The organism is Brooklawnia propionicigenes, from assembly GCF_030297015.1.
Lineage (GTDB): Bacteria > Actinomycetota > Actinomycetes > Propionibacteriales > Propionibacteriaceae > Brooklawnia > Brooklawnia propionicigenes.
The window spans coordinates 22,177-45,218 of sequence record NZ_AP028056.1 but is presented as its reverse complement, the minus strand read 5'-3'; the positions used below and the strand labels follow the sequence as shown (position 1 = coordinate 45,218).

Annotated in this window: 19 protein-coding genes, 1 pseudogene and 1 riboswitch; of the genes and pseudogenes, 8 read left to right on the top strand and 12 right to left on the bottom strand. The window is 65.9% G+C overall.

Features of this window, described 5'->3' with window-relative positions; all coding sequences use genetic code 11:
* Position 1: 1 nt before the first annotated feature.
* The 5 genes from QUE25_RS00195 to QUE25_RS00175 form a co-directional block, all read right to left on the bottom strand.
* A complete protein-coding gene (locus QUE25_RS00195; protein ID WP_286266413.1) occupies positions 2-934 on the bottom strand; it encodes an ABC transporter permease in 933 nt (310 codons plus the stop codon).
* A riboswitch (FMN riboswitch) is annotated at positions 918-1,055 on the bottom strand. Its footprint overlaps the gene before it by 17 nt.
* 32 nt (positions 1,056-1,087) lie before the next feature.
* Complete coding sequence (locus tag QUE25_RS00190; RefSeq protein WP_286266412.1) at positions 1,088-2,620, bottom strand: MFS transporter; 1,533 nt, start codon at positions 2,618-2,620, stop codon at positions 1,088-1,090.
* Positions 2,621-2,704: 84 nt separating this feature from the next.
* Positions 2,705-4,141 carry an MFS transporter gene (locus QUE25_RS00185; protein WP_286266410.1) on the bottom strand — a complete coding sequence of 479 codons (1,437 nt, stop codon included), beginning with the start codon at positions 4,139-4,141 and terminating at the stop codon, positions 2,705-2,707.
* A 37-nt stretch (positions 4,142-4,178) separates the two neighbouring features.
* The gene (locus QUE25_RS00180) at positions 4,179-5,489 is read right to left on the bottom strand and encodes an MATE family efflux transporter (protein ID WP_286266408.1); all 1,311 of its coding nucleotides are present in this window, start codon (positions 5,487-5,489) and stop codon (positions 4,179-4,181) included.
* A 47-nt stretch (positions 5,490-5,536) separates the two neighbouring features.
* Positions 5,537-6,922: a L,D-transpeptidase family protein gene (locus QUE25_RS00175; protein WP_286266406.1), complete on the bottom strand. Its 1,386-nt coding sequence runs from the start codon at positions 6,920-6,922 to the stop codon at positions 5,537-5,539.
* Between the two features lie 241 nt (positions 6,923-7,163).
* Between QUE25_RS00175 and QUE25_RS00170 the strand changes: the two genes are divergently transcribed.
* The 3 genes from QUE25_RS00170 (at position 7,164) to QUE25_RS00160 (ending at position 10,302) form a co-directional block, all read left to right on the top strand.
* On the top strand, positions 7,164-8,102 hold the full coding sequence (locus QUE25_RS00170) for a universal stress protein (protein WP_286266404.1): 939 nt from the start codon (positions 7,164-7,166) through the stop codon (positions 8,100-8,102).
* Positions 8,103-8,144: 42 nt separating this feature from the next.
* Positions 8,145-8,819, top strand: coding sequence for a hypothetical protein (locus QUE25_RS00165; RefSeq protein WP_286266402.1), 675 nt, complete (start codon positions 8,145-8,147; stop codon positions 8,817-8,819).
* Positions 8,820-8,931: 112 nt separating this feature from the next.
* The gene (locus QUE25_RS00160; RefSeq protein WP_286266400.1) at positions 8,932-10,302 is read left to right on the top strand and encodes a DUF2252 domain-containing protein; all 1,371 of its coding nucleotides are present in this window, start codon (positions 8,932-8,934) and stop codon (positions 10,300-10,302) included.
* On the opposite strand, the gene QUE25_RS00155 is transcribed toward QUE25_RS00160, so the two are convergent.
* Entirely contained in the window at positions 10,291-11,181 is an 891-nt protein-coding gene (locus tag QUE25_RS00155) for a LysR family transcriptional regulator (RefSeq protein WP_286266398.1), read from the bottom strand. The two genes, QUE25_RS00160 and QUE25_RS00155, sit on opposite strands and share 12 nt — an antisense overlap.
* An 85-nt stretch (positions 11,182-11,266) precedes the next feature.
* On the opposite strand from QUE25_RS00155, the gene QUE25_RS00150 reads away from it, so the two are divergent.
* Both QUE25_RS00150 and QUE25_RS00145 read left to right on the top strand, forming a co-directional pair.
* Positions 11,267-12,562, top strand: coding sequence for an MFS transporter (locus QUE25_RS00150; protein WP_286266396.1), 1,296 nt, complete (start codon positions 11,267-11,269; stop codon positions 12,560-12,562).
* 15 nt (positions 12,563-12,577) lie between these two features.
* A complete protein-coding gene (locus QUE25_RS00145; protein ID WP_286266394.1) occupies positions 12,578-12,859 on the top strand; it encodes a DUF3175 domain-containing protein in 282 nt (93 codons plus the stop codon).
* Between the two features lie 4 nt (positions 12,860-12,863).
* Here QUE25_RS00145 and QUE25_RS00140 read toward each other — a convergent pair whose 3' ends face one another.
* Positions 12,864-15,614, bottom strand: a complete 2,751-nt coding sequence (locus QUE25_RS00140) for a magnesium-translocating P-type ATPase (RefSeq protein ID WP_286266392.1) — start codon at positions 15,612-15,614, stop codon at positions 12,864-12,866.
* A gap of 72 nt (positions 15,615-15,686) precedes the next feature.
* Between QUE25_RS00140 and QUE25_RS00135 the strand changes: the two genes are divergently transcribed.
* Together QUE25_RS00135 and QUE25_RS00130 are read left to right on the top strand one after the other, a co-directional pair.
* On the top strand, positions 15,687-16,073 hold the full coding sequence (locus QUE25_RS00135; RefSeq protein WP_286266390.1) for a TraR/DksA family transcriptional regulator: 387 nt from the start codon (positions 15,687-15,689) through the stop codon (positions 16,071-16,073).
* A gap of 31 nt (positions 16,074-16,104) precedes the next feature.
* Positions 16,105-17,469 carry an FAD-binding oxidoreductase gene (locus tag QUE25_RS00130; RefSeq protein ID WP_286266388.1) on the top strand — a complete coding sequence of 455 codons (1,365 nt, stop codon included), beginning with the start codon at positions 16,105-16,107 and terminating at the stop codon, positions 17,467-17,469.
* Positions 17,470-17,504: 35 nt separating this feature from the next.
* Here the strand turns inward: QUE25_RS00130 and QUE25_RS00125 are convergent, their stop codons facing one another.
* The 3 genes and pseudogenes from QUE25_RS00125 to QUE25_RS00115 all read right to left on the bottom strand — a co-directional run.
* Complete coding sequence (locus tag QUE25_RS00125; RefSeq protein WP_286266386.1) at positions 17,505-18,167, bottom strand: methionine ABC transporter permease; 663 nt, start codon at positions 18,165-18,167, stop codon at positions 17,505-17,507.
* A complete protein-coding gene (locus QUE25_RS00120; RefSeq protein WP_286266384.1) occupies positions 18,164-19,234 on the bottom strand; it encodes a methionine ABC transporter ATP-binding protein in 1,071 nt (356 codons plus the stop codon). Before QUE25_RS00120 ends, QUE25_RS00125 begins: the two co-directional genes overlap by 4 nt.
* 44 nt (positions 19,235-19,278) lie before the next feature.
* A pseudogene (locus QUE25_RS00115) lies at positions 19,279-19,722 on the bottom strand (MetQ/NlpA family ABC transporter substrate-binding protein); the annotation flags it as partial.
* 68 nt (positions 19,723-19,790) lie between these two features.
* Here QUE25_RS00115 and QUE25_RS00110 point away from each other — a divergent pair.
* Positions 19,791-21,020 carry an aminotransferase class I/II-fold pyridoxal phosphate-dependent enzyme gene (locus QUE25_RS00110; RefSeq protein WP_286266383.1) on the top strand — a complete coding sequence of 410 codons (1,230 nt, stop codon included), beginning with the start codon at positions 19,791-19,793 and terminating at the stop codon, positions 21,018-21,020.
* A gap of 27 nt (positions 21,021-21,047) precedes the next feature.
* Here QUE25_RS00110 and QUE25_RS00105 read toward each other — a convergent pair whose 3' ends face one another.
* Positions 21,048-22,019 (bottom strand): lactate/malate family dehydrogenase, encoded by a 972-nt coding sequence (locus QUE25_RS00105; protein ID WP_286266381.1) that lies wholly within the window; start codon positions 22,017-22,019, stop codon positions 21,048-21,050.
* Positions 22,020-22,133: 114 nt separating this feature from the next.
* Complete coding sequence (locus QUE25_RS00100; protein WP_286266379.1) at positions 22,134-23,000, bottom strand: PPK2 family polyphosphate kinase; 867 nt, start codon at positions 22,998-23,000, stop codon at positions 22,134-22,136.
* Positions 23,001-23,042 lie beyond the last annotated feature (42 nt).

Sequence of the window (23,042 nt, the reverse complement as noted above, 5' to 3'; positions counted from 1 at the left end):
CCTATTTCTCGTGGTGCGGATGGGTGAGGCGGTACCAGCGGGGACTGGATGCAAACGGGTTGACCAGCCATTCGATGAACGTCATGCCGAGATAGATGGCGATCGCCAGAACACACAGCACGATGAGGGTGGTGAACAGGCCGGTGGTGTCACTCGACTGGGACTGTACGGCCAGCCGCTGACCCAGTCCGTTGCCGCCCATCACGAGTTCGCCGACGACGGCGCCGGTGATCGACAGCGTGAAACCATTGCGCACGCCGGTCAACGTGGCGGGCAGGGCGAGTGGCCACTCGATCCACCTGGCCATCTGCGCGCCTGCTGCCCCATCGACCCGCGCCGCGTCCAAGACCTCCCGGTCGATGCTGCGCAGACCGAGCACGGTCGACAGCACCATCGGGAAGAAGACCATGACCGAACACAGCAGGACGACCGGTCGCATGCCGTACCCCACCCAGATCACCAGCAGCGGTGCCAATGCCACTGCCGGAATGGCCTGCGAGGCCGCGAGGTAGGGGGCCAGGGTCGCCTCGGCAAGTCGCACATGGGCGATGAGATAGGCCGTCGGCAAGGCGATGACAGAAGCCAGCAGGCAGCCGGCGGCCGCCTCCGTGATCGTCACACCAATGGGGGCCCACAGCCGTCCGGACGCCAGCTCTCTGCCGAGACGTCCGACGACGGTGCCAGGACTGGGCAGCAGCGTCGCGGGAATCGATCCGAAGCTGGTGACCAACCACCACGCCAGGAGGAAGATCAACCCCGCAACGATGGGCGCGGCAATCCGCAAAGGCAACGGTGTGTGCCGTAGGCGGATGTCCATGCCGCGTCTCAACCCCTCCCCGGTCATCATGCCGGGGGTCGACGCGCGGCAGCCGCTGAGAATCGAGCGCCCCAAGGACGCCGGACGCGCCTGCCAAGCGCGACGTGCACCTCCCATCCGGACTCTAACCGTCGGTACCGGAATCCCACCGGTTCAACCGCCTGCCATCCATGTGGACGACCTGCGGGTCGCGGACTATCACCGCCGGTTCGGACTTTCACCGACCCCGGGCACGTTCAATATTGCTCAGTCGTGACTATAGCGCACCAGCTAGAAGCGGCGGTCGCGCGGGTACAGCACGAACACCGCGATCAGCGCCGCAAAGACCGCGATGGTGCACACCAGCAGGGAGATCTGCATGCCGGCCACGAATGCGTGCCCGGCCAGTTGGTTCAACTGGGCGCCCAACTCTGCGGTCAGCTGCTCGGCCACCCGCGCTGCACCCGCGACGGATTCCAGCGCGACCGATTGGAGGTCACCGAGCTGGTCCCAGATCGAGCTCGACATCATCACCCCGCGGTAGCGGGCAGTCAACAGTGATCCGATCACTGCGACTCCCAAGGCGCTGCCGACCTGCATCAGTGCGGTGTTGGTGGCCGAGCCGGCGCCGGTCGCATCGGGTGGCAGCGCGTCCATCACGGCCTGGGTCGCTGCCGGAACCAGGAGACCTGCGCCGAGGCCGAAGAGCACGACACCGGGAAGCAGATGACCGAAGGCCGAACTGTCGCTGGTGGTGGCCAGCCAGCCATAGCCGATCCCGACGCACAGCAGTCCGATCAGCACAGTGACCTTGAGCTGCACCAGGTCGATGAAGCGTGGCGCCGAGACCGCGCCCACGAGCATCGCAACAGCGATCGGCAGCACTCGGATCCCGGTCTGCATGGGGGTGTAGTCGAGGATGAACTGAAGATACTGGGTCAACACGAACAGTGCACCGGCGCCGGCCGCGGTCACCAGGCCGGATACTCCGACAGCCACGCTGAAGGTGCGGATCTTGAACAGCGAGAGCCGCAGCAATGGTGCCGGCACCCGCGATTCCCAGTAGATGAACGCAGCGAGCAGACTCAGCCCGCCGATGGCCGCCCCGATGACCAGCACATTGCCTGCGCCCAGCCCGGGCGCCGAGATCACCGCCCAGCAGATCAGCGCGAGCGCCACCGTCGACAGCACCGCACCCAGGTAGTCCACACCACCTGCCACCGGACGTGGGCGGCTGTGTGGCAGCACGAAGAACCCGAATACCACGATGCCGACCGCAAGCGGCACGTTGATGAGGAAGATCGAACCCCAGCTGAAGTGTTCCAGCAGGACCCCCGAGAGCAACGGCCCGACCGCTCCCCCGGCTCCGTTCGCCCCCGACCACAAGGCGAAGGCCACGGTGCGTTCTTTCGGGTCGGAGAACAGCGACGAGACCAGCGCCAGCGTCGAGGGAGCCAACAGGGCCGCCCCGACACCCATCAGGGCACGCGCACTGATCAGTAGGCCGGTGGTGCCGACCAGCCCGGCCATCAGGGAGAAGCTGCCGAAGACCGCGGTTCCGACCAGGAATGTGCGGGATCTGCCCCAGCGGTCCACCAGCCCGCCGGCGACCAGCAGCAGGCCGGCGTAGGTGATCTGGTACGCGTCCACCGTCCACTGCAGCTGGTCGGTGGACGCATGCAGCTCGCGGGCCAGCGTGGGCAACGCGACGTTGAGGATCGTGTTGTCGAGGCTCGCGATGAACAGACCCAGCGCCAGAACGGCGAGGGCGGACCAGCGCAGTCGGTGCGTCCGCGAGGTCTCGCGCACCACGGTCGCGGGCATCAGCTGGCTTCGTTTCCAGTGACCACGAACCAAAAGGCTACCGTCACAGGCTCCCGATCAGAGCAGCCTGCGGGCCTTTTGTGGTCAGTTCAGGGTCAACTCGGATTGCAGCCTGCACTGGGCGCGCCGGCCGCCGCGGATCGCGAACAGGTAACCGGTGATGATCACGATGCTGAGCAGCCAGCACCATTTCATGGCTTCGCGGTAGAGCTGCCACGGCTGATCCGGATCGGCGGCGATCGTCCCGGCGATGCTCCACAGCACCGAACCGATGGCCAGGCCGAGCGCATATGCCGAACCCAGCACCCCGTAGATGGACGCGTAGTCGCGCTGCCCGAAGGCCAAACCGCAGGCCAGTGGCGGGGTCAGGGAACCCACCGCGAACCCCGCTCCGACAAGACCGATCACCAGGAAGATCCAGCCCGACGCGGGGTAGACGATGGTGCCGAGCAGGTAGCCGGCGACACCGTGGATCGCCATCAGGATGATCATTGCTTTGACCATCCCGATGGCTTCGATCAGCCAGCCGAGCACCGGTTTGGCCATGATCAGGCCGACCATCTGCGTGGTCATCAGGGTTCCGGCCAGCCCGGGGGTCATACCGGAACCGGGATAGGTCTGCTGATTGATGAAGAAGGGTTGGGTGATCTGGCCCATCGCGCAGAACACGCCGAGCAATGTGACCATGGCGTACAACAGCCAGAACCAGCCGCTGCGCAGTGCTTGCCCGAGCCGCAGACCGGGCACCTGTTCGACCGGAACCTCGCCTACCCGCACGGTGGCGACGTCCACCCCGACAGCGGCCTTGCCGTAAATCGGCAGCCCCACGTCGGAGGGCTTGTTCACCACCAGCAACCAGGCGGGCACCAGACAGAAGAATGCGTAGAGTCCCGCGCCGATGAGCATGGAGGCGCGCCAACCGAGGCCACCTTCGCTGACCGGCTGATTGGTATTGGTGAACACGAGCGAGGACAGAATGCCACCCAGACCGGTACCTGCGACCGTGACGCCCATGATGACGCCCTTGTGCTTGTGGAACCAGCTGTTCACCAGGATGACCGGCACATAGTTCACCGACATTCCGAATCCCAGGCCGGTGATGATCGCGAAGGCATACAGCCCGCCCATGCCCTGTGCTGTCGACATCGCGGCCAGTCCCAAGGAGCTGATCGTGCCGCCGATCAGGAGCAGCCGGCGGCCGCCCCACCTGCCGATCAGGCGTCCGGCGATGGGCATCATCGCGATCGCGACCAGCAGCAGCACCGTATAGACACTCTGTACTTGCGCCCGGCTCGTCTGGCCGTCCGGCCACAAGTCGGCGCGGATCCTGTCGATGAACATCGATAGACCGCTCAACACGATGCCGGCGGAGATCTGAGCGCAGACCGCGCCGATGGTGACCAGTGCATAACATGGCGAGCGTTTGGGCCGGGAATTGGATCCAGTCCGGACCGTCATGACGGCGGCCTCGCTGACCCGCTGCACCGGTTGCTCGCCTGCGCCCCCGGACATCTCTGTCATTCAGCGGGCCCTTCTCGTGATGTGACCGCCAGTCTAGCTATCGGTCGTGTCCGGTGACCAGCCATGCGCTGGTCCGGGCGCGCAGCAGGAGCACCAGCAGACGCGCGGTCATGAAGGCCCCGTAGTAGCAGAGCCACAGCCAGACCATGGCGGCGATTCCCACCGGCCGGATCCACATCATGGCGCCGATCGCTGCAGCGAAGCTCACCAGCGGCCACAGCCCCGCCAGCGCCAGGTAGCGCACGTCCCCGGCGCCGATGAGCACCCCGTCGAGCACGAAGAGCACTCCACACATCGGCAGGAAGACAGCCATCATGATGAAGCTGACCGGCAGCAGGGCGCGCACCGAGGCGTCCGGGGTGAACACCGCTCCGACTACCGGGGAAACGACGGCGACCGCGATCCCCAGGACCACCCCGACGAGAATCCCCCAGCCGGCGATCCGGTTGAGTTGCTGCCGGACGCCTACGCTGTCGCCGGCGCCGAGGTCATGGCCGATCATGGCCTGCGCGGCGATGGCCAGCGCGTCCATCGTGTTGACCAGCAGCATGTAGACCGCCATCGTCACCTGCAGCGCGGCAAGTTCCGAGGTGCCCAGCCGGGCGGCGGCCCAGACCAGCACGATCAGCACGATACGCAACGTGGCGGTGCGCAACAGCATCAGCGAGGAGACCATGAAGGCGTGGCCGGGAGAACCGATACCGGGCCTCAAGGAGACCTCGTTAGCCCGGGCGGCACGAACTGCGACCGCCGCATACACCAGGGCCATCAGGGTCTGGGTGATGGCCGTGCCGAGCGCGGAACCGGCGATTCCCAGGCCGAACGGATAGATGAACAGCCAGTTCAGGATCACATTGACCACGGCGCCACCGGCCGCGACTGCCAGCGGGGTGCGGGTGTCCTGCAACCCGCGGAGCAGACCGGTCGCGGCGAGCACCGTGAGCATGCCCGGCAGACCCCACAGGCAGATCGCGATGTAGTGATATGCCTGCCGGGCCACCGCGGGGTCGGGGGTGAAGGCGCTGGTGATGGTGCCGGTGAGCGGCAGTCCGACCAGCAGAAGGATGACACCCAAGCCCAGACCGAGCCAGATGCCATCGATACCGGCGCGGATCGCGCCCGGCTTGTCGTTGGCGCCGAGTCGCCGTGCCACCATCGGCGTGGTGGTGTAGCTGAGGAAGATGCACAGGCCGATCACGGTCTGCATCACCGTCGAGCCGATCGACATGCCGGCCAGCACGGTCTCGCCCAGGTGACCGACCATCGCGGTGTCGGTGAGCACGAACAGCGGCTCAGCGATCAACGCCCCGAGGGCTGGGATGGCCAGGGATCCCAGCCTGCGGTCCATGGCGGTGATCCGCCATGTAAATGGTAACGGCACTAGTCAGATAAGACTCAGTAGTGGCTGACCACGACAGCGCCCATCGGAGCCCAGCCGTAGATGAACTGCGCGTCGGCGACCGGCATGTTGAGGCAGCCGTGCGAACCACCCGGGCCGCTCCAACCGAACGAGTCACGCCACGGTGCGCCGTGGAAGGCGATCGAACCGGTGAAGTAGGTGACCCACGGGATGTTCTCCGCGACGTAGGTGGTGCCGTCCAGGTTGGTGCCGCGCATGGTCTGACTCTGGTACTTCAGATAGACGTTGAACTTGCCGGTGGGGGTCTCCAGACCTGGCATGCCGGGCACGACATAGATCGGCCCGCGGGCCACGGTCGCGCCTTCGTAGGCGGTCACGGTGTTGTTGCCGAGGTTGACGTCCAGCCACCTCTCCCCCGGTGCGGCCGCATAGGAGAGATTCTGGGCGCCATCGGCGATGACCTTGTCCTGGTAGGTCGGATCCACCTTGTCGAAGCTGAAGGAGCCGGCATAGGGCTGTCCCGAGCCGAGTGCATTGACCAGGTTGTCGGCCAGTTGGGTGGCGTTGTTCACCTGCCATCCGTCGCGCGCCTCCTGCAGGGTCGACACGACGGTGCCCGCCTGGTTGACGTTGCGGATGCCGTTGACCACTTCTACCCCGGCGGTGTCAGCTGTCTGCTGAACCCACGCGGCGACCTTCTCCTGACTGATGACCGGTTCGCCGAGCGAGCCGTTCTCGGCGGTGGGGATGGTGATCCACTGCGCCTTCTGAGTGGCAGTGGCCGGGTAGCTGTCCGATTCACGCCCGGTGAGGTTCACGTCGAGCGCGACCAGCTTGTTCGCCTTGTCCGCGACGGTCTGAGCCTGGTCGGTGGAGGTGTGGGGGTCCACCTGGCTGGTCGTCAGCCTGACGGTCTGGGAACTCAGCGTCTGGACGGCCCGGTCCGCTGCGGCGGTCAGGTCGGAGGCGTCCACGCCGGTACCGGCCTGGGCGGGCTCGATGACGAACGATGCGTTGTCATCGCCGAGCTTGACGATCGCGTCCTTGGCGGGGTCACCGTATTCGGAGACGAGTTCGGCTGTCAGTGCGTCGATCTTCGACTCGTCGACCGTCGCCACCACAGGGGATGTCTGCTTGGTGAAGACAGCCGAGTAGCGCTGGCCCAGGTTCTCGTTGGCGGCGAATACCTGATCGGCAGTCGCCTGTGCGTCAACGGAGATGCCGAGATCGGCCAGACTCAGTTCGCGGCTGTGATCGTCGATCTGCAGCGTGACACTGACCTGGTCGGCTCGCTCGCCGAGTTCGGCGGCAAGCTGACTCTTGGTCTGTCCGGTGACCGATACTCCGGCGACTGATGCGCCCGGCAATCCATGGGTAGAGAAATAGGCTGTGTAGACCGCGGCGCCAATACCCAGCGCCACGACAAGTCCTGAAATAACCCAGAAGATGAGCCGATGAGGTAACCCCTTCTGATTCACAGGCGCTATTATAAGTGACTTCGGGCCTCATCACGAACTCTGTGCTGGCCATGGACGCCATCAACTTATAGGATGTCGGGTTGCTGGCTCGCTGGATGTCGGTCATTTGCCGTCCGGCCGTGCCGCCACCGCTAGGATTGCTGAACAGATCGCGACACAGCAGTCGCGGACGGCGGAGGTCATCATGAGCGAGCAGACGCAGGGCGCAGGTCGAATCCGGCTGGATACCGCGGGCCGGATCGTGGTGGGTACTGATGGCTCAGAGCGCGCACGTAAGGCAGTGGACTGGGCGGCCGATCGGGCGTTGGCGCGCGGGCTCCCGTTGCTGATCGTCATGGTCATTCCGGGACCCCAGATCGGGCGTACCTTCACCGCGGTCACCGACGAGTACCAGACCCAGTTCAAGCGGCGATGCCAACAGCGGTTGAATGCCGAACTGGAGCGGCTGCGCGCAGCTCATCCGACGCTGGACGTCAAGGCCGAACTGGTGGAGGGCTATGCCTCCTATGTGCTGGCTCAGGCGTCCAAGAATGCGGCGCAGGTGGTGGTGGGAGCACGCGGACGACGCGCCCCGATTTCGGTGAAGCTGCTCGGCGGTGTCTCGGACGCTGTCGCCTCCCACGCGCACGGACCGGTGGCAGTGATCACCGATGAGGCGCAGGAGAACCCGGGTGGCCCGGTGGTGGTCGGCATCGACGATTCGAACGAGGCCCGGGCCGCGGCGAAGCTGGCCTTCGAGGCCGCTGATCTGCGTGGAGTTCCGCTGGTCGTCATCCACGCCTGGGATTACGCCATGCTCGGCACGCCGTGGGAATACGACATCTGGGACGAGTCGATGTCGGAGATCCTGGATACGCTCACGAAGAATATCGAGGGTGTCTTCGCCGATATCAAGGCCCAGTATCCGGAAGTGCAGGTCGAGCTGAGGATCGTCGATTCCAGTGCGTCGCAGGCGTTGATCGACGCATCGATCGATGCCGGCCTGGTGGTTGTCGGGTCTCGTGGACGCGGTGGGTTCACCGGCCTACTGCTCGGATCCACGAGTAAGCGGGTACTGCGCGAGGCGCACTGCCCGGTGGTCGTCACGCGAGCGGAAGGCTCGAAGAACGGCAAGCAGTCCTAGAGCGCATACTGAGCCTCACGTATCAGCCTGCTGAGAGGTCCCATGGCTCTGTATCTGTCGGAGATGGCGGCGCTCGGCGTGGTCGGTTTCGATCCGCTGGGCGCCATCATCATGCTTACCTTCATTGCAGGCGGTGCCCGGTTCGGGCACACGTTGACGTTCACGGCAGTCAACTGGATCATGATCGTGGTGCTCGGCGTGGCCGCGGGCAGCGCACTCGATGCCGTGCTCGGCCCCCTGCGGCACTGGCTGCAGTCGGTACCGAGATGGGCGTGGGTCACGGTCGAGACTGCCAGCGCTGTCGGCTTATTGGTCTGGGCGATCGTCCGGGTACGTACCGGTCTCGGCCCGGACAAGCAGGGCGGCGCCCGCTCGGCGCCGCTGTGGATGCTCGTGGCGATTGCTGTCGGCTTGGCGGTGGCCGCATTCGCCGATCCTGGTTACTCCGGGGCTGTGCTGGCCGGATCGGGGCATCCGGCCTCCTGGCGGGTGGTGGGCCTGACGCTGTGGTATCTGATCGCGATGTCCCCGCTGGTCCTGGTCTGCATCGCCGACGGACTCGGCGCGACCGCGAGGGTCAGCGCCTGGTTGCATCGCTGGTTGAGCAGATCGCGTAGACCGGTGTGGATCATCACCACGGCACTCATCGTGGTGGTGGCCGTCCTGCTGGCGATAGACGCGCTGCTGTTGGCGGCAACCGGGAAGTTCCTGCCCTAGCCGTCGTCCCTTTCTCACCCCCGAACTCGGACACGTCGCGCGGCCGGCGAACCCAACGCAGTAGCGTGAGCCCTGGAGAACGCTGCTTCGGCGTCGGGAAAAAGGAACTGCTATGCCGGCTGATCACACTGCCCTCTACGGGCCGCGGCCATCTGTCAACGAGCTTGCGCAGCAGGGCAAGCAGCTGCGCAAGCAGTGCCCTCGCTCGGACCTGGGAACCGGATGCAACTTCGATCGAGATCCGATCGCGCTGCTCGAAGCGCAGAACGCCGGCCGGGTGCAGTCACTGGTCCCTATTCGCTGGGGGCGCATGTCGCAGTCGGCCTTTGCGTTCTACCGGGGCGCTGCTGCCCTGATGGCTCACGATCTGGCCCCGACTCCGGTCTCGGGAGTGCGCGTCCAGGCGTGCGGGGACGCACACCTCTCGAACTTCGGGTTCTATGCCTCACCCGAACGCGAACTCGTCTTCGATCTGAACGATTTCGACGAGACGCTTCCGGCGCCCTGGGAGTGGGATGTCGAGCGGCTGGTGGCTTCGCTGGTGGTGGCTGCGCGTTCTTCGGGCTTCGGCGATCAGGTGGCCACTACCGTGGCCATCGGCTGCGCCCGCGCTTACCGCACAGCCATGAGGTGGCTCGCCGCCCGCGGCGCACTGCAGAACTTCCACACCCTCGTCAAGGCCAGTGAGCTGCTGTCGCGCAGTGAGCAGATGGATATGGGTGCGGCCGGTAAGGAGATCGCCCGGGCCACCCGCAAGGCCGAGGGCCGCACCTCCGAGACGGCTTTGCAGAAGCTGACCACCGTCTGCGAGAACGGCGAGCTCCGACTGGTCGAGCAGCCACCCCTGATGGTCCGGCCACAGCAGTGGCCCGACGACATCGCCTCGGTACCCAAGGTCTACGGCGCCTCGGTGGGTCCCGACATCCGCGCGCTCCTGAAGCGCTTCCAGCCGGTCGACGGCATGTTGCGCGTGGTCGGCGTGGGCAGCGTGGGCACGCGGTGCTTCATCGAACTGCTCGTGGACGCCACCGAAAGCCCGCTGATCCTGCAGATCAAGGAGGCCACCACCTCGGTGCTGGAGCCCTACGCCGGAGCAAGTGAGCTGTCGCAGGCCGGAGAACGAGTGGTCAGTGGTCAGCGGATCATGCAGGCGGTCTCCGATCCGTTCCTCGGCTGGACCTGCTCGGACGGTCACGAGTACTACGTGCGGCAGTTCCGCGATATGAAGGGCGCTTTCCAGATCGAGCGCCTGTCGGCGGATCTGCTCAACAAGTACGGGCAACTGTGCGGCCTGGTCCTCGCTCGGGCGCATGCCCAAACCGCCGAACCCGCGCTCATCTCGGGGTATCTGGGCAAGGGCACTGCCTTCGACGAGGCGATGGCTGCGTTCGCGCTGGGCTATGCCGAACAGAACGATGCCGACTACCAGGCCCTGCTGGCGGCCATCGCCGAGGGACGCATCACCGCCGATTCACTGGGCTGAGCTGTGCGCGGTGAGTCCGCGCGCAGCTTCGAGAAACAGCCCGGTCGTGGACTCCGGGTCGTGATCGGCCCGCCAGATCAGCCCGATCTCGCGGGTCCGTTCGGTGCGCAACGGAATGAATGTCGCGCCGGCCAGCGGCAGATAGGGGTCGTCGGCCGGCAGCAGCGCCACTCCGATACCGGCAACCACCAGACCCGCAACGGTTGACAGCTCGTCGGACTCGTATGCCACCTTGGCCTCGATGCCCTCGTCGGCGGCCACCGCGTCCAGGAGATCTCGGGAGTGGAAGCTCTTCGGGGTGGAGATGAACGGTTCCCCGGCGGCATCGCTGAGCGAGACGGTGCTTCGCCCGGCCAACCAGTGGTCGGCGGGCACGCACAACGCGAGCGGCTGACGCCACATCTCGAGCCAGGCCATGTCGTCGCGGTCCGGACGAGGAGAACTCAGCGCGATATCTGCTTCGTCGTCCAGCACCCGGTCGACGAGCTCGGTGCCGGTGCCCTGGTGCAGCCTGATCTCGGCCCGGGGATGGCTGGTGGCGAAGGCGCGGATGAGTTGCGGGGCCAGCCAGGTGCCCAGGGAGTGCAGGAAGTCGAAACGCACCAGGCCGGTTTCGGGGTCGAGCAGCCGGCGCACCTCGGACTCGGCCAGATCGAGCTGGGTGACAGCGGCCCGGATTCTGCTACGCAGTGCCTTTCCGCGGACATTGAGACTCAGCGATCGACCATGCCGATCGAACAAGGTGGTGCCCATCCGCTGCTCCAGTCGTGCCAGCCGGCGCGACAAGGTGGGTTGAGGAATGCGCAGCTCGGCGGCAGCATCACCCACATGCTCGGTCTCGGCGAGCACGAGGAACCACGACAGATCATCGGACAGCACAGCGCAAGACTAATACCAGAAGTGCATCGATTCAGGCATCTATATGCATTTCCATTGTAGTTGCGGGAAGTTCACAGTAGATGACGTGACGACGACCTACTCAGCACTCCAGATCGACACCATCCCCGACCGGCCACGCTCGGTGGAGATCGCGCGCAGGCCCGAGATCAGGCGTGCGGCGTCTCCCGAGGGTCTGCGTCGTGGCGAGCCGGGCTATCTGCGAGCCTCGCTGGCTCTGCTGGCGGCTGGGCTGGCGTCGTTCAACGCGCTCTACTGCACTCAGGCCCTGATGCCGACGCTGACCGCGAGCCTGCATGCCTCCCCCGCTCAGGCCGCGCTGACCGTCAGCGCCGCCACCGGCGTCCTGGCGGTCTCGATCCTGCCCGCGTCCGTGCTTTCGGAAAGATTCGGGCGCGGCCGCGTCATCGTCGCTTCGGCGCTGGCCGCCACCCTGCTCGGGTTGCTGCTGCCGCTGGCACCAGGGCTGGGATGGCTGGTGGCCGGGCGTGCCCTGCAGGGGTTGCTGGTCGCGGGCGTGCCTGCCACCGCGATGGCCTGGCTCGCCCAGGAGATTCATCCCCGCGATCTGCCCAGGGCGATGGGACTGTATGTGGCGGGCAATACCGTCGGTGGGCTGCTGGGACGCCTGATCCCGTCCGGGGTGCTGCAGTTCGCCGGCTGGCGGCTCGCCTTGGGCATCGACATGGCCTTCGCGCTGGCCTGCGCGATCCTCATCGCTACCGTCATCCCAGCCGAACGCCGTTTCACCCCGAAACGGCTGCGGCTCAGTTCGGAGCTGCGCACCATGGCCGCTCAGTGGCGTGACCGTCGGCTGGCCGGCTTGTTCGGGGTGGGATTCATCTTCATGGGCGTCTTCGTCTCCCTGTACGACTTCCTCGGATACCGGCTCAACTCGACGTTCGGACTGCCGATGTCGGCCATCGGCCTGGTCTTCCTGCTCTATCTGTTCGGCACCTTGGCATCCGCCCAAGCTGGGCGAATGGTCGGTCATTTTGGACGCGACAAGGCCCTTCTTGTCGGCGCGGCGATGGCCATCGTCGGCATGCCGGTGATCGCCGCCGGCCAGTTGTGGCTGATGCTGCCGGGGGTCGCCTTGTTCACCTACGGCTTTTTCACCGTGCACTCGGTGGCATCCGGGTGGGTCGGCGCATTGGCTCCCGCCAGCCGCGGTGAAGCCTCCGGCATGTATCTGGCCTGCTACTACCTCGGTTCGTCGATCATCGGCTACCTGTCGGGCCATGTCATGCATGCCTTCGGCTGGTGGGGCCTGGTCGGCTGGCTGGTCGCCCTGATCGGGATCGGCTGCCTGTTCGCCGGGTCGGTGAGCCGGGCCTCGCATCGGCTGCAGCGACTCTCCTGAGCGGACAATGGGACCATGGCTGAGCACAAATGGTCGCAGGACGTCACCGCGCACTCCGATGCTCTGGACCTCGAGGAGGGTGTTTTCACCTGGTCGGATCCCGAACGGATCGCCCGATCGCTGCTGCGTTCGGCACAGAACTCGACCCGTCGCAAGGCCTCCTCGCCCTACCGCTCTGCGATGTCGATGCTGACCTTCTATATCAATCGCGCGGGATCGGGTCTGAGCGACGAGCGTCGCGAGGTGCTGGAACGCGCCAAGGACGAATTGCGCCGCCTGCACGCGGACGAGGAGTGAACCGCTAGAGCCATTCGTGCCAGCGGCGGATGTAGCGGGTCTTCACCCACTGGGTGAGCAGACAGTAGGCGAGCACGGTGGCGAGCAGCCATGGATAGAACGTGGCCGGCGGGGCGACGAAGCTGAAGGCGGCCGCCGTGAACGGCACCACCGGTAGCACCAGCGCGACGGCGATGGCTGCGGCACTGGCCCACAGCACCGGGCGCGCCGCGGTCGACTGAATGAACGGGATCTTCTCGGTTCGGATCATGTGCACCACCATCACCTGGGTGCAGATGCCCACCAGGAACCAGCCGGTCTGGAACAGATGCTGCGACGTGGGGTCCACGGCACCGGACGCAGTGGTTCCCGTCGCATGGAAGACGAACCACATCAGCAGGAAGGCCACGACGTCGAAGATGGTCGAGACCGGACCCAGAATCACCATGAAGCGAGTGATGTGCCCATCGGTCCATCTGCGCGGTCGGGCCAGCACCGACCCGTCCACCCTGTCCCACGGCAGCGACGTCTGGGAGATGTCGTACAGCATGTTCTGAACCAGCAACTGGACAGCCAGCATCGGCAGGAACGGAATGAACACCGACGCGATGAGGACCGAGAAGACGTTCCCGAAATTGGACGCCACCGTGATCTTCAGGTACTTCTGAATGTTCCCGAAGGTGCGCCGGCCCTCGAGGATCCCGTCTCGCAGCACCCGCAGGTCCTGTTCGAGCAAGATGATGTCGGCGGTGTCCTTGGCGATGTCCACACCGTCGGTGACGCTGATGCCCACGTCGGCTTTGCGCAGCGCCGGGGTGTCGTTGATGCCGTCGCCCATGTGCCCCACGACATGACCGCGGGCCTGGAGCGCGCCGACCACCCGAGCCTTCTGCAGCGGGCTCATTTCGGAGAACACCAGGACATCGTTCACTCGTTGTGCCAAGGCCTCGTCGTCCAGCTGGTCGACCTGTGCGCCGGTCATCGACCGCTGTGCCCTGGCGTCGGCTGGAGTGTCGTCCCACAGGTTCAGGGCGTCCACGACATGGGCACAGACCAGACCGGAGTCGCCGGAGACCACCTTGACATCCACGGCGGCTCGGTGAAGATCCTGGATGGCGGCGGAGGCAGACTCTTTGGGCGGATCCAGGAAGGCCAGGAAACCGATGAGCACCATGTCTGCCTCGTCGGCCGGGGTGTAGCCCCAGTTGTCATGGACGAAATGGGCGCGGGCCGCGTCGGCTCCGATGATGCGGGTCGACACTGCGAGGACTCGCATGCCGTCCGAATTCAGCGACTCGGCGGTTGCGACGGCCGTGGCGCGGGCGGCGTCGTCCAGGGCAGTGATGCTGCCGTCGTGCATCACCCGGGAGCACACGGACATGACTTCGCGTACCGCGCCCTTGGTGAGCAGCAGATCCTCGCCCGGGGCCAGATGCAACTCTTGCGGGCCGACGTCCTTGACCTCGTCGGGCGGGGTCAGTTGGTCCAGGTCCGTGACCCGGTCGAGGATCACCGACAGTCGGCGTCGCTCGAAGTCGAAAGGTATCTCGTCGACAACCCGATAGGCCGGCAGCGCCGTGCCGGTCGATTTGTTCATCGCACCGATGACGGCATCATCCATGGTGTTGCGCACTCCGGTCGAGTGCATGGAATTGAGGTATCCGATGATCAGCACCAGCTGACTCGGCTTTCCTTCGATGTCGAGGTGACGCTGCAGGACGATCCGGTCCTCGGTGAGTGTGCCGGTCTTGTCGGTGCACAGCACATCCATCGAGCCGAGATTCTCGATGGAGTCGGGGACCTTGACGATCACCTTGCGCGCGGCCATGAAGCTGGTGCCGCGGGCCAGGTTCGCGGAAATGATCGTGGGCAGCATCGACGGAGTCAGGCCCACCCCGATCGCTACCGCGAACAGCAACGCCTGGAGCCAGTCGCCGGTATGCCACCAGTTCAGCAGGAAGACCGTCGGCGCCATGATCAACATGATCCGGATCAGCAACAAGGTGATGCGCCGGATGGCGAGGTCGTAGGCAGAACGCGGCTGGACGTCGGCCACCGCCCGAGCCATGGCTCCGAAGTAGGTGTTGCGCCCGGTCGTGACGACCACGCCCAGCCCTGATCCGGACAACACCGAGGTGCCCATGAAACAGACGTTGCGGGCATGCAGCAGGTTCTCATCGGTGCTGTCCTGTGGCTCAGCCGTCTTGTCCTGGGGACGCGATTCCCCGGTCAGCGACGACTGGGAGACGGTCAGGTCTTTGGCGCGCACAACCCGCAGATCAGCAGGGATGAGGTCGCCTGCCTTGAGCTCGATGATGTCGCCGGGGACGACCTGAGCGACGGGGATCTCGCTGGCTTTGCCCTGCCGGATGACGGTGGTGGTCGCCACGACCATGGCGCGCAGCGCCTGAGCGGCGCGGGTGGCCTTGTACTCCTGGGTGGTGTTGAGTCCGACGGAGATCAGCACCATCACGGTGATGGTGGAGGCGCCGATGTGGTCGTTGGTGGCGACCATGATCGCCGCCAGGACGATGAGCAAGAGCACGAACGGATTGCGGAACGAGCCGAGGATGGTTGCCGGCAGGCTGGGAGCGTGGGATTCGGAGACCACATTGAGGCCGTAGGTCTCGCGTGCCGAATTGACCTGGGCATCCTTCAGCCCATCGGTGCCGGAGTTCAACCCCGCGACGACCGTGTCGGCGTCGTGCTGGCTGGCCTGGACCATGTCGGCGTCGGGGTGCTGCCGGCTTGGGGCCGGCTGTGTTGTTTGCCGCATGATCCCAATGCTGCCCCTGACCCGAGTCCACTTCCAAAGGGTTGCCGCAATGCGCTGCCTACGATTGATCTCATGAATGAGTTGTCGTCTGCCGGGCCGCGAACAGAACCTGCCGATGTCCGGCTCCGTTCGCTGCGCGCCGAGGCGGAGACGGCGCGTGCGGTGGCGCGGGCGAAGCTGTCCGAGATCCGCTCGGAGCGGGCTGCCGCGGTCACCGACGACGAGCATGACCCCGAAGGATCGACACTCACCTACGAGTGGTCACTGGCGCAGGCCGAGTTGGTCGCCGCCGAATCGTCCCTCGATCAGCTGGACGCGGCACTGGCCCGGGTCGCCGCGGGGACCTACGGGGTGTGCGTGGAGTGCGGGCGCCGCATAACGCAGGATCGGCTCGACGCTCGGCCTGCGGCAGATACCTGCATCGACTGCGCCCGCAAGCACGCCCGGCGGACACGATGATGGCGATGACGCGCCGGTGTAACCTACGGGGATGCTGACGCAGTTGCGCGAATCCCTTGGTGAGCAGGCTGTCGTTACCGACCCAGCCGTTCTGGCCGAGCGTTCGCACGACCGGTCGGGCTCCCCCGCCGTCGGTGCGCCGCTGGCGGTGGTGCGTCCACGCAGCACCGACCAGGTCAGCCTGGTGATGCGCCTTGCGCACGCTCACGACGTTCCGGTGGTTCCGCAGGGTGCGCTGACGGGCCTGGCCGGTGGGGCCAATGCGGTGCCCGGGGCGATCCTGCTCGATCTGACCGCGATGGACCAGATCCTGCGCATCGATCCCATCGACCTGGCTGCCGTCGTCCAGCCCGGCGTCATCACCGCGGATCTGGCGGCCGCGGCCGCCGAGCAGGACCTGTTCTATGCCCCCGACCCGGCCTCGGCCGCCGAGTCCACGCTCGGCGGGAACGTCGCCACCAATGCGGGAGGAATGCGCTGCGTCAAGTACGGTGTGACCCGCGACGCGGTGCGTTCGCTGGAGGTCGTGCTCGCCAACGGAGATGTGATCCGCACCTCACCGCCGACCGTGAAAGCGGTGGGTGGGCTCGACCTGACGTCATTGCTGGTCGGGTCGGAAGGCACCCTGGGGGTGATCACCGAGATCACCGTGGGACTGCTGCCGGCCCCCGGCCCGGTACGAGGCATCACCGCGGGCTTCAGTTCCAGCAAGGCCGCGCTCGACGCCGCCAACCAGATCATGGCCGGCCCGCACCGGCCGAGCACCCTGGAGTTCATGGACGAGGTGGTGATCGGCGCGACACTGGCCTACGACCCGGACGCCGGGCTGCCGACCGACGCCAAGGCCTGGCTTCTCGTGCTCACCGACGCACGCACCGCAGCAGCTGACGACATCGCCAGCTATGTCGACGTGGTGCGCCGCCACGGCGCGATGCGGGTGGATGTGGCCGACGACCCCGATCGGGTCGCCGAACTGCTGCGGGCTAGGCGAGTCCTCAACCCCGCCATGCACGCCCTGCGCGGCGACAGCCTCAACGAGGACGTCGCCGTGCCACGGGGCAGGCTGTTCGACCTGCTGGTCAGGCTGGCCGAACTGTCCGACCAGGTCGGGCTGCCCATCGGCACCGCCGGCCATGTGGGCGACGGCAACCTGCACCCCGTGATCTGCTTCGACCCCGACGACCCCGATCAGGTCCGCACCGCCCACCGGACCCACGAACTCGTCTTGGGGCTGGCCAACGAACTGGGCGGCACGGTGACCGGTGAACACGGCATCGGCCTGGAGAAGTTGAGCGCGGTGGACGCGGAGCTGGGTCCCCGGTTGCGGGGTCTGCAGCGCGGGATCAAGGACGTGCTCGACCCGACCGGCGTGCTCAATCCCGGCAAGAAGCTGTGATCGTCCGCACACCGTGATCCCGCGCTGCTGGCGGCTCAGCGGCGCAGTACCCGGCGGGCGAGGATGTTGCCGACGAGCTGGGCAAGCTGGACGACCACGATGATGACGCCCACCGCAATCCAGGTGACGACGAAGTTGTAGCGCTGGTAGCCGTAGACGATCGCGAAATCGCCCAGGCCACCGCCTGCCACTGCCCCGGCCATCGCGGACATGTCGGTGATGCCGACGAACAAGAAGGTGTAGCCGAGGATCAGCGGGCCGAGCGCTTCGGGGATGATCACCGTAGCGATGATGCGCAGCGGGCTCGCACCCATCGCGCGGGCTGCTTCGATCAGCCCCGGGTCGAGTGCGACGATGTTCTGCTCCACGATCCGGGAGGTGGCAACGGTGGCCATGATGCTCATCGGGAAGATGGCCGCGGTCGGGCCGAAGCTCGTCCCGGTCACCTTGATGGTCAGCGGGAGCATCGCGGAGATAAAAATGATGAACGGAATCGGCCGGATGATGTTGACGATCAGGTTGAGCACGAAGTAGACGGGCCGATTCGACAGCAGATTGCCCTGCCGCGTGGTGTACAGCCCCAGACCGAGTAGCAGACCGGCCAGACCGCCGATGCCCAGCGTCACGAAGACCATCTGCAGGGTTTGTCCCAAGGCCTCGAACAAGACGGGCCACAGGCTTTGGCTTCCGGAGGTCATCGTGGGTCTCCATCCTCATCGGTGCTGTCGATAGGGTTCTGCGCGGTGCCATGGTCCACGACGTCGGTATGCCGGCGGAGGTCGCTCAGCAGCTCCTCGATGGCCGAATCCAGGCCCACCAATTCGACGGTCAACGCGCCCAGCGGGCGCGAGTCGATCTCGGTGATACCGCCGTGGATGACGGCTCCGTCGACACCGTAGTGGCGCAGTCGTTCGGTGAGCAGCGTCGACGAGCCGTTCTGGTCGGTGACCGCCACCGTGACGATGCGTCCCGAGTGCCGTTGGCGCAATCTCGCCACGACATCGGCCCGCGGCCGGTCATGCAGCGCGGTGCCCACGAAACGCCGGGTCACCGGACGCTGGGGATCGGCGAAGACGTCGTAGACCGGACCGGTCTCGACGACGTGACCCATCTCCATGACCGCGACCCGGCTACACAAATAGGACACCACCGACATCTCGTGGGTGATCACCGCGATGGTCACCCCGAGTCTGTCGTTGGCGCGGCGCAGCAGGTCGAGCACATCACGAGTGGTCTCGGGGTCGAGCGCGCTGGTGGCTTCGTCGGCCAGCAGCAGGCTGGGCTTGGTGGCCAGAGCACGGGCGATGCCCACCCGTTGCTTCTGGCCACCTGACAGCTGATCAGGGTACTGCTGGGCCTTGTCAGCCAGGCCGACGAAATCGAGGAGTTCAGCGACTCGGCGTTCTCGGGCGCGTTTGTCAACGCCTGCTACCCGCAGCGGGAAGCCCACATTGCCGGCGACGGTCCGCGAGGACAACAGATTGAACTGCTGGAAAACGAACCCGATCCCGGCGCGGACCGGACGCAGTCTGCGCTCGGGCAGCCCGGTGATCACCTGCCCATCGATCGCCACGCTTCCCGACGTCGGGGTCTCCAGGCCATTGATCAAGCGGACCAAGGTCGACTTCCCGGCACCCGAGTAGCCGATGATGCCGAAGACTTCTCCGGATCCGATGTCCAGCGATACATTGTCGACCGCGCGGATCGATCCACCCGGTGTGTCGAAGTCCTTGGTGACCCCGCGCAGGGAAACGGTGGCTCCCATCAGTGTCCGATACCTTCTTCCTGTCTAGGTAGGCGGTGCGACGATCAGCCCTGGCTGCGGATGAGGTCTTCGAGACCGGTCAGGATGTCCTGGAGCTCCTGGGGCGTCTTGTCCACCGCAACCGCGGTGCCCTTGTTCTCGTCGAGCAGAGCGCCGATCACCGAGGGATCATGGTAGATCTCGACCAACCTGTTCAGCGTGGCGTCGTCCACGTCTTCCCTGCGGACCACCCAGACGTTGATGTAGGGCTCGGCGGCCTTGAGATCCTGCAGGTCGGAGTAGATCGCGCTGGTCGGATCCAGGTTCGCATCGGCGGCGAAGTTGTTGTTGATGACCGCGCCATCCAACGACCGGAGCTGGACCGCGGTCTGGTTCGCATCCACCGGAACCACCGTCACCCGCGATGCACCTTCGTCGATATCGGCCGGAGTCGACAGCGCGTTGCCGCCGTCCTTGAGCGTGATCAGTCCGGCGGACTGCAGGACGAGTGCGCGCCGACGGGTGTGCTGATGCCTGCCCGGCCTCGATAGACTTGCCGGAACCGATCAGAGGAATCATGTCCAGCCCATTGTCATCGAGTCTCAGCGTCCAACCCGACCTCGCCGGTCCCTGGCAGCGGACCGCTGCCTACGCCGGATTGCTCGGCACAGACGGTCGCCTGTCCACCACCATCTTCACCGAGATGACCATGCTGGCCAGGCAACTCGGCGCCATCAACCTGGGTCAGGGATTCCCGGACGAGGACGGCCCCCAACAGGTGCTGGACGCGGCGAAGGCAGCCATCGACGCCGGCATCAACCAGTACTCCCCCGGCCGCGGCGAACCCGACCTACGTGCGGCGATCGGCGAGCACCAGCAGCGCTTCTATGGTCTGGAGGCCGATCCGGGCACCGAGATCCTGGTCACCGCCGGGGCAACCGAGGCCATTGCCGCCACCGTCCTGGCGCTGGTGGAACCGGGCGACGAGGTGGTCACCTTTGAGCCCTTCTACGATGCCTATGCCGCGGTCATCGGTCTGGCCGGCGGCAGGCACGTCACCGTGGCGCTGCGGGCACCGGATTTTCAGCCCGATCTGGACGAGTTCGACACGGTGGTCACCGACAAGACCCGGTTGATCATCGTCAATGACCCGAACAACCCGACCGGTGCAGTGTTTCCCGCTGAGACCCTGCAGCACATCGTCGACCTGGCACATCGGCACAACGCGTTCATCGTGACCGACGAGGTCTACGAGCATCTGGTCTTCGATGGTGCCCGCCACATTCCTGTCGCCACCTTTCCGGGCGCGACCGAGCGCACCATCACGATCTCATCGGCCGGCAAGACGTTCTCGACCACGGGCTGGAAGATCGGCTGGGTGGTGGCCCCCGCCGACGTCATCACCGCCATCCTGACGGTCAAGCAGTACCTGACCTTCGTCAATGGGGCGCCTTTCCAACCGGCGATTGCGACCGGCCTGCGGTTGGGGGACGACTTCTACGCGTCCATCGCCTCGAATCTGCAGCGCAAACGCACCATTCTCATCGACGGGCTGCAGCAGGCCGGTTTCCAGGTGTTCTCACCCGCGGGGGCCTACTACGTGCTGGTCGACACCGCAGCGGTGGGCTTCGAGGACGCCACCCAGTTGGCCCGTCGGTTGCCCGAGCTGGTGGGTGTGGTCGGGGTGCCGGTTTCGGCTTTCGTGCAGCCCGAGCACGTTGCGCAGTACCGTTCGCTGCTGCGTTTCGCGTTCTGCAAGCGTGAGGACGTGCTGCGTGAGGCTGCGTCCCGGCTGGCGGGGCTCTGAGCCTGGTGGCGGTGCGGCGCGGCCCGGTCAGGACGCGCGAGCGGCGTGGTCGCGAACCAGTTCGTAGTTGTGCTTCACCTTGTCGCACGAGGCGAGGAAGCGTTCGCGCTCGGTGTCGGTGAGACGAAGCTCGTAGATGTCCTCGACACCGTCGGCCCCGATCACGGCTGGTGTCGAGATGTAGAAGCCGGACTGGCCGTACTGCCCGCACAGGTACACCGACGCAGGCAGTACCGTCCGCTCCCCGCGGACGATGGCGGCGGCGAGCCGCGCAGCCGCGGCGCCGATGCCGTATTCGGTGCAGTGCTTGGTGTTGTAGATGTCGTAGCCGCCGTTGAGCCCGTCGCGCTCCACGTCGTCCCCGCTGAAGCCGAATCGTCCCGGCCGTTCGACGGCCAGTTCGGCCAACGGCTTACCCGCGATGGACACCTGGGAGAACGCGGCAACCTCGCTTGCGCCGTGCTCACCGAGCATGTAGGCGTCGATGGACTGGATGGACAGACCGGTTCGTTGGGAGATGGCGCGCCGCAGCCGCGCCGAATCCAGTGAGGTGCCCGTGCCGAGGACGTGATTGGAGGGCAGCCCGGACAGCTCGTGGACGAGCCGCGTCACCACGTCGCAGGGATTCGAGACGTTGATCCAGAAGCCCTCGAACCCCGCTGCGGCGATCCTCCCGACGAAGGTTCGCGCGATGTCGGTCGTTCCGTAGAGCTCGCCGTCCCGGTTGGTGGCCACCTTGGTGATGTCACCGGCGGCATTGATGATGACGTCGGCGCGAGCAAGGACCTCGTAGTCGGCACCGACGCTGATCACTCGTGTCGGCCGGGGCAGGAACGCCGTCGAGTCCATCAGATCCAGCTGCTCGGCCTGGGCCTTCTTCTCGTCGATGTCGCTGACGTAGATCACATCCGCGACGCCCCAGTTGATGAGAGCACTCGCAGCATGTGGGCCCACATGACCCATTCCCACGATCCCGATCTTCACAACGTCGTACGTCATATCCGTCCTTGTCCTCCTCGGGGCAGTGGACCCCGCCCGGCGGAGCAAGGCCTTCTATCAGGTAGCCTATCCGCTTGTCCGGAGGCGACGACCGCCGGGAGGGGTGGGGTCGGGCTACTTCGACGGCAGGGCCTCCAGCCGCTGGCGTTCGGCTTTCACGTCGAAGTTGGCCGCCGGCCAGCCGAGGTTCAGGCTGCCGAGCGCCTCGATGATCAGATTCGTGATTGCCCAGTTGCGGTACCACTTACGGTTGGCCGGCACCACGAACCAGGGGGCTGCGTCCGTATTGCATCGGGTCAGCGCGATCGAGTAGGCGTCCATGTAGGACTCCCACTTCAAGGCGACGTCGAGATCGCCCGGGTTGTACTTGTAGTACTTCTCGGGATTGGTCAGTCGTTCGGCCAGACGCTGCTTCTGCTCACCCCGGGAGATGGTGAGAAAGCACTTGACGATCACGGTGCCCGAAGCGATCAGCTTGGCCTCGAAATCATTGATGGCCCCGTAGCGGCGCTCGATCTCCTCGGGCGGGGCGAGATGGTCGACGCGCTGGATGAGCACGTCCTCGTAATGCGAGCGGTCGAAGATGCCCACCTGACCGCTACGTGGCAGTTCCCGCTCGATGCGCCACAAGAAATCGTGGGCCAGTTCTTCGGCGGTCGGCCTCTTGAAGGAGTGAATGTGGACCCCTTGCGGATCCATCATGCCGATGACGTGCCGGATCGTGCCGCCCTTGCCCGCAGTGTCGAGGCCTTGCAGAATGAGCAGCACCCGCGGGGCCTGGGGACTTCTGGTGCCGGCGGCGAACAGGCGCTCCTGCAGGTCGTCGAGCAGCGGCTCGAGTTCGGTGCGCAGGTCGTCGCCGTCCTTGTCCTTGCCATTGGGGTATCCGGGCTTGGCATCCGGGTTGAAATCGCGGGCATCGACCGGACCGTTCGGGCAGCGCAGCAGTGGCGCGAGCAGCTTGGGTTTGTTCGTGGTCATCGCCTCAGTATGTCGCAGGGCCGTGGCGATTCGAGCCGGATC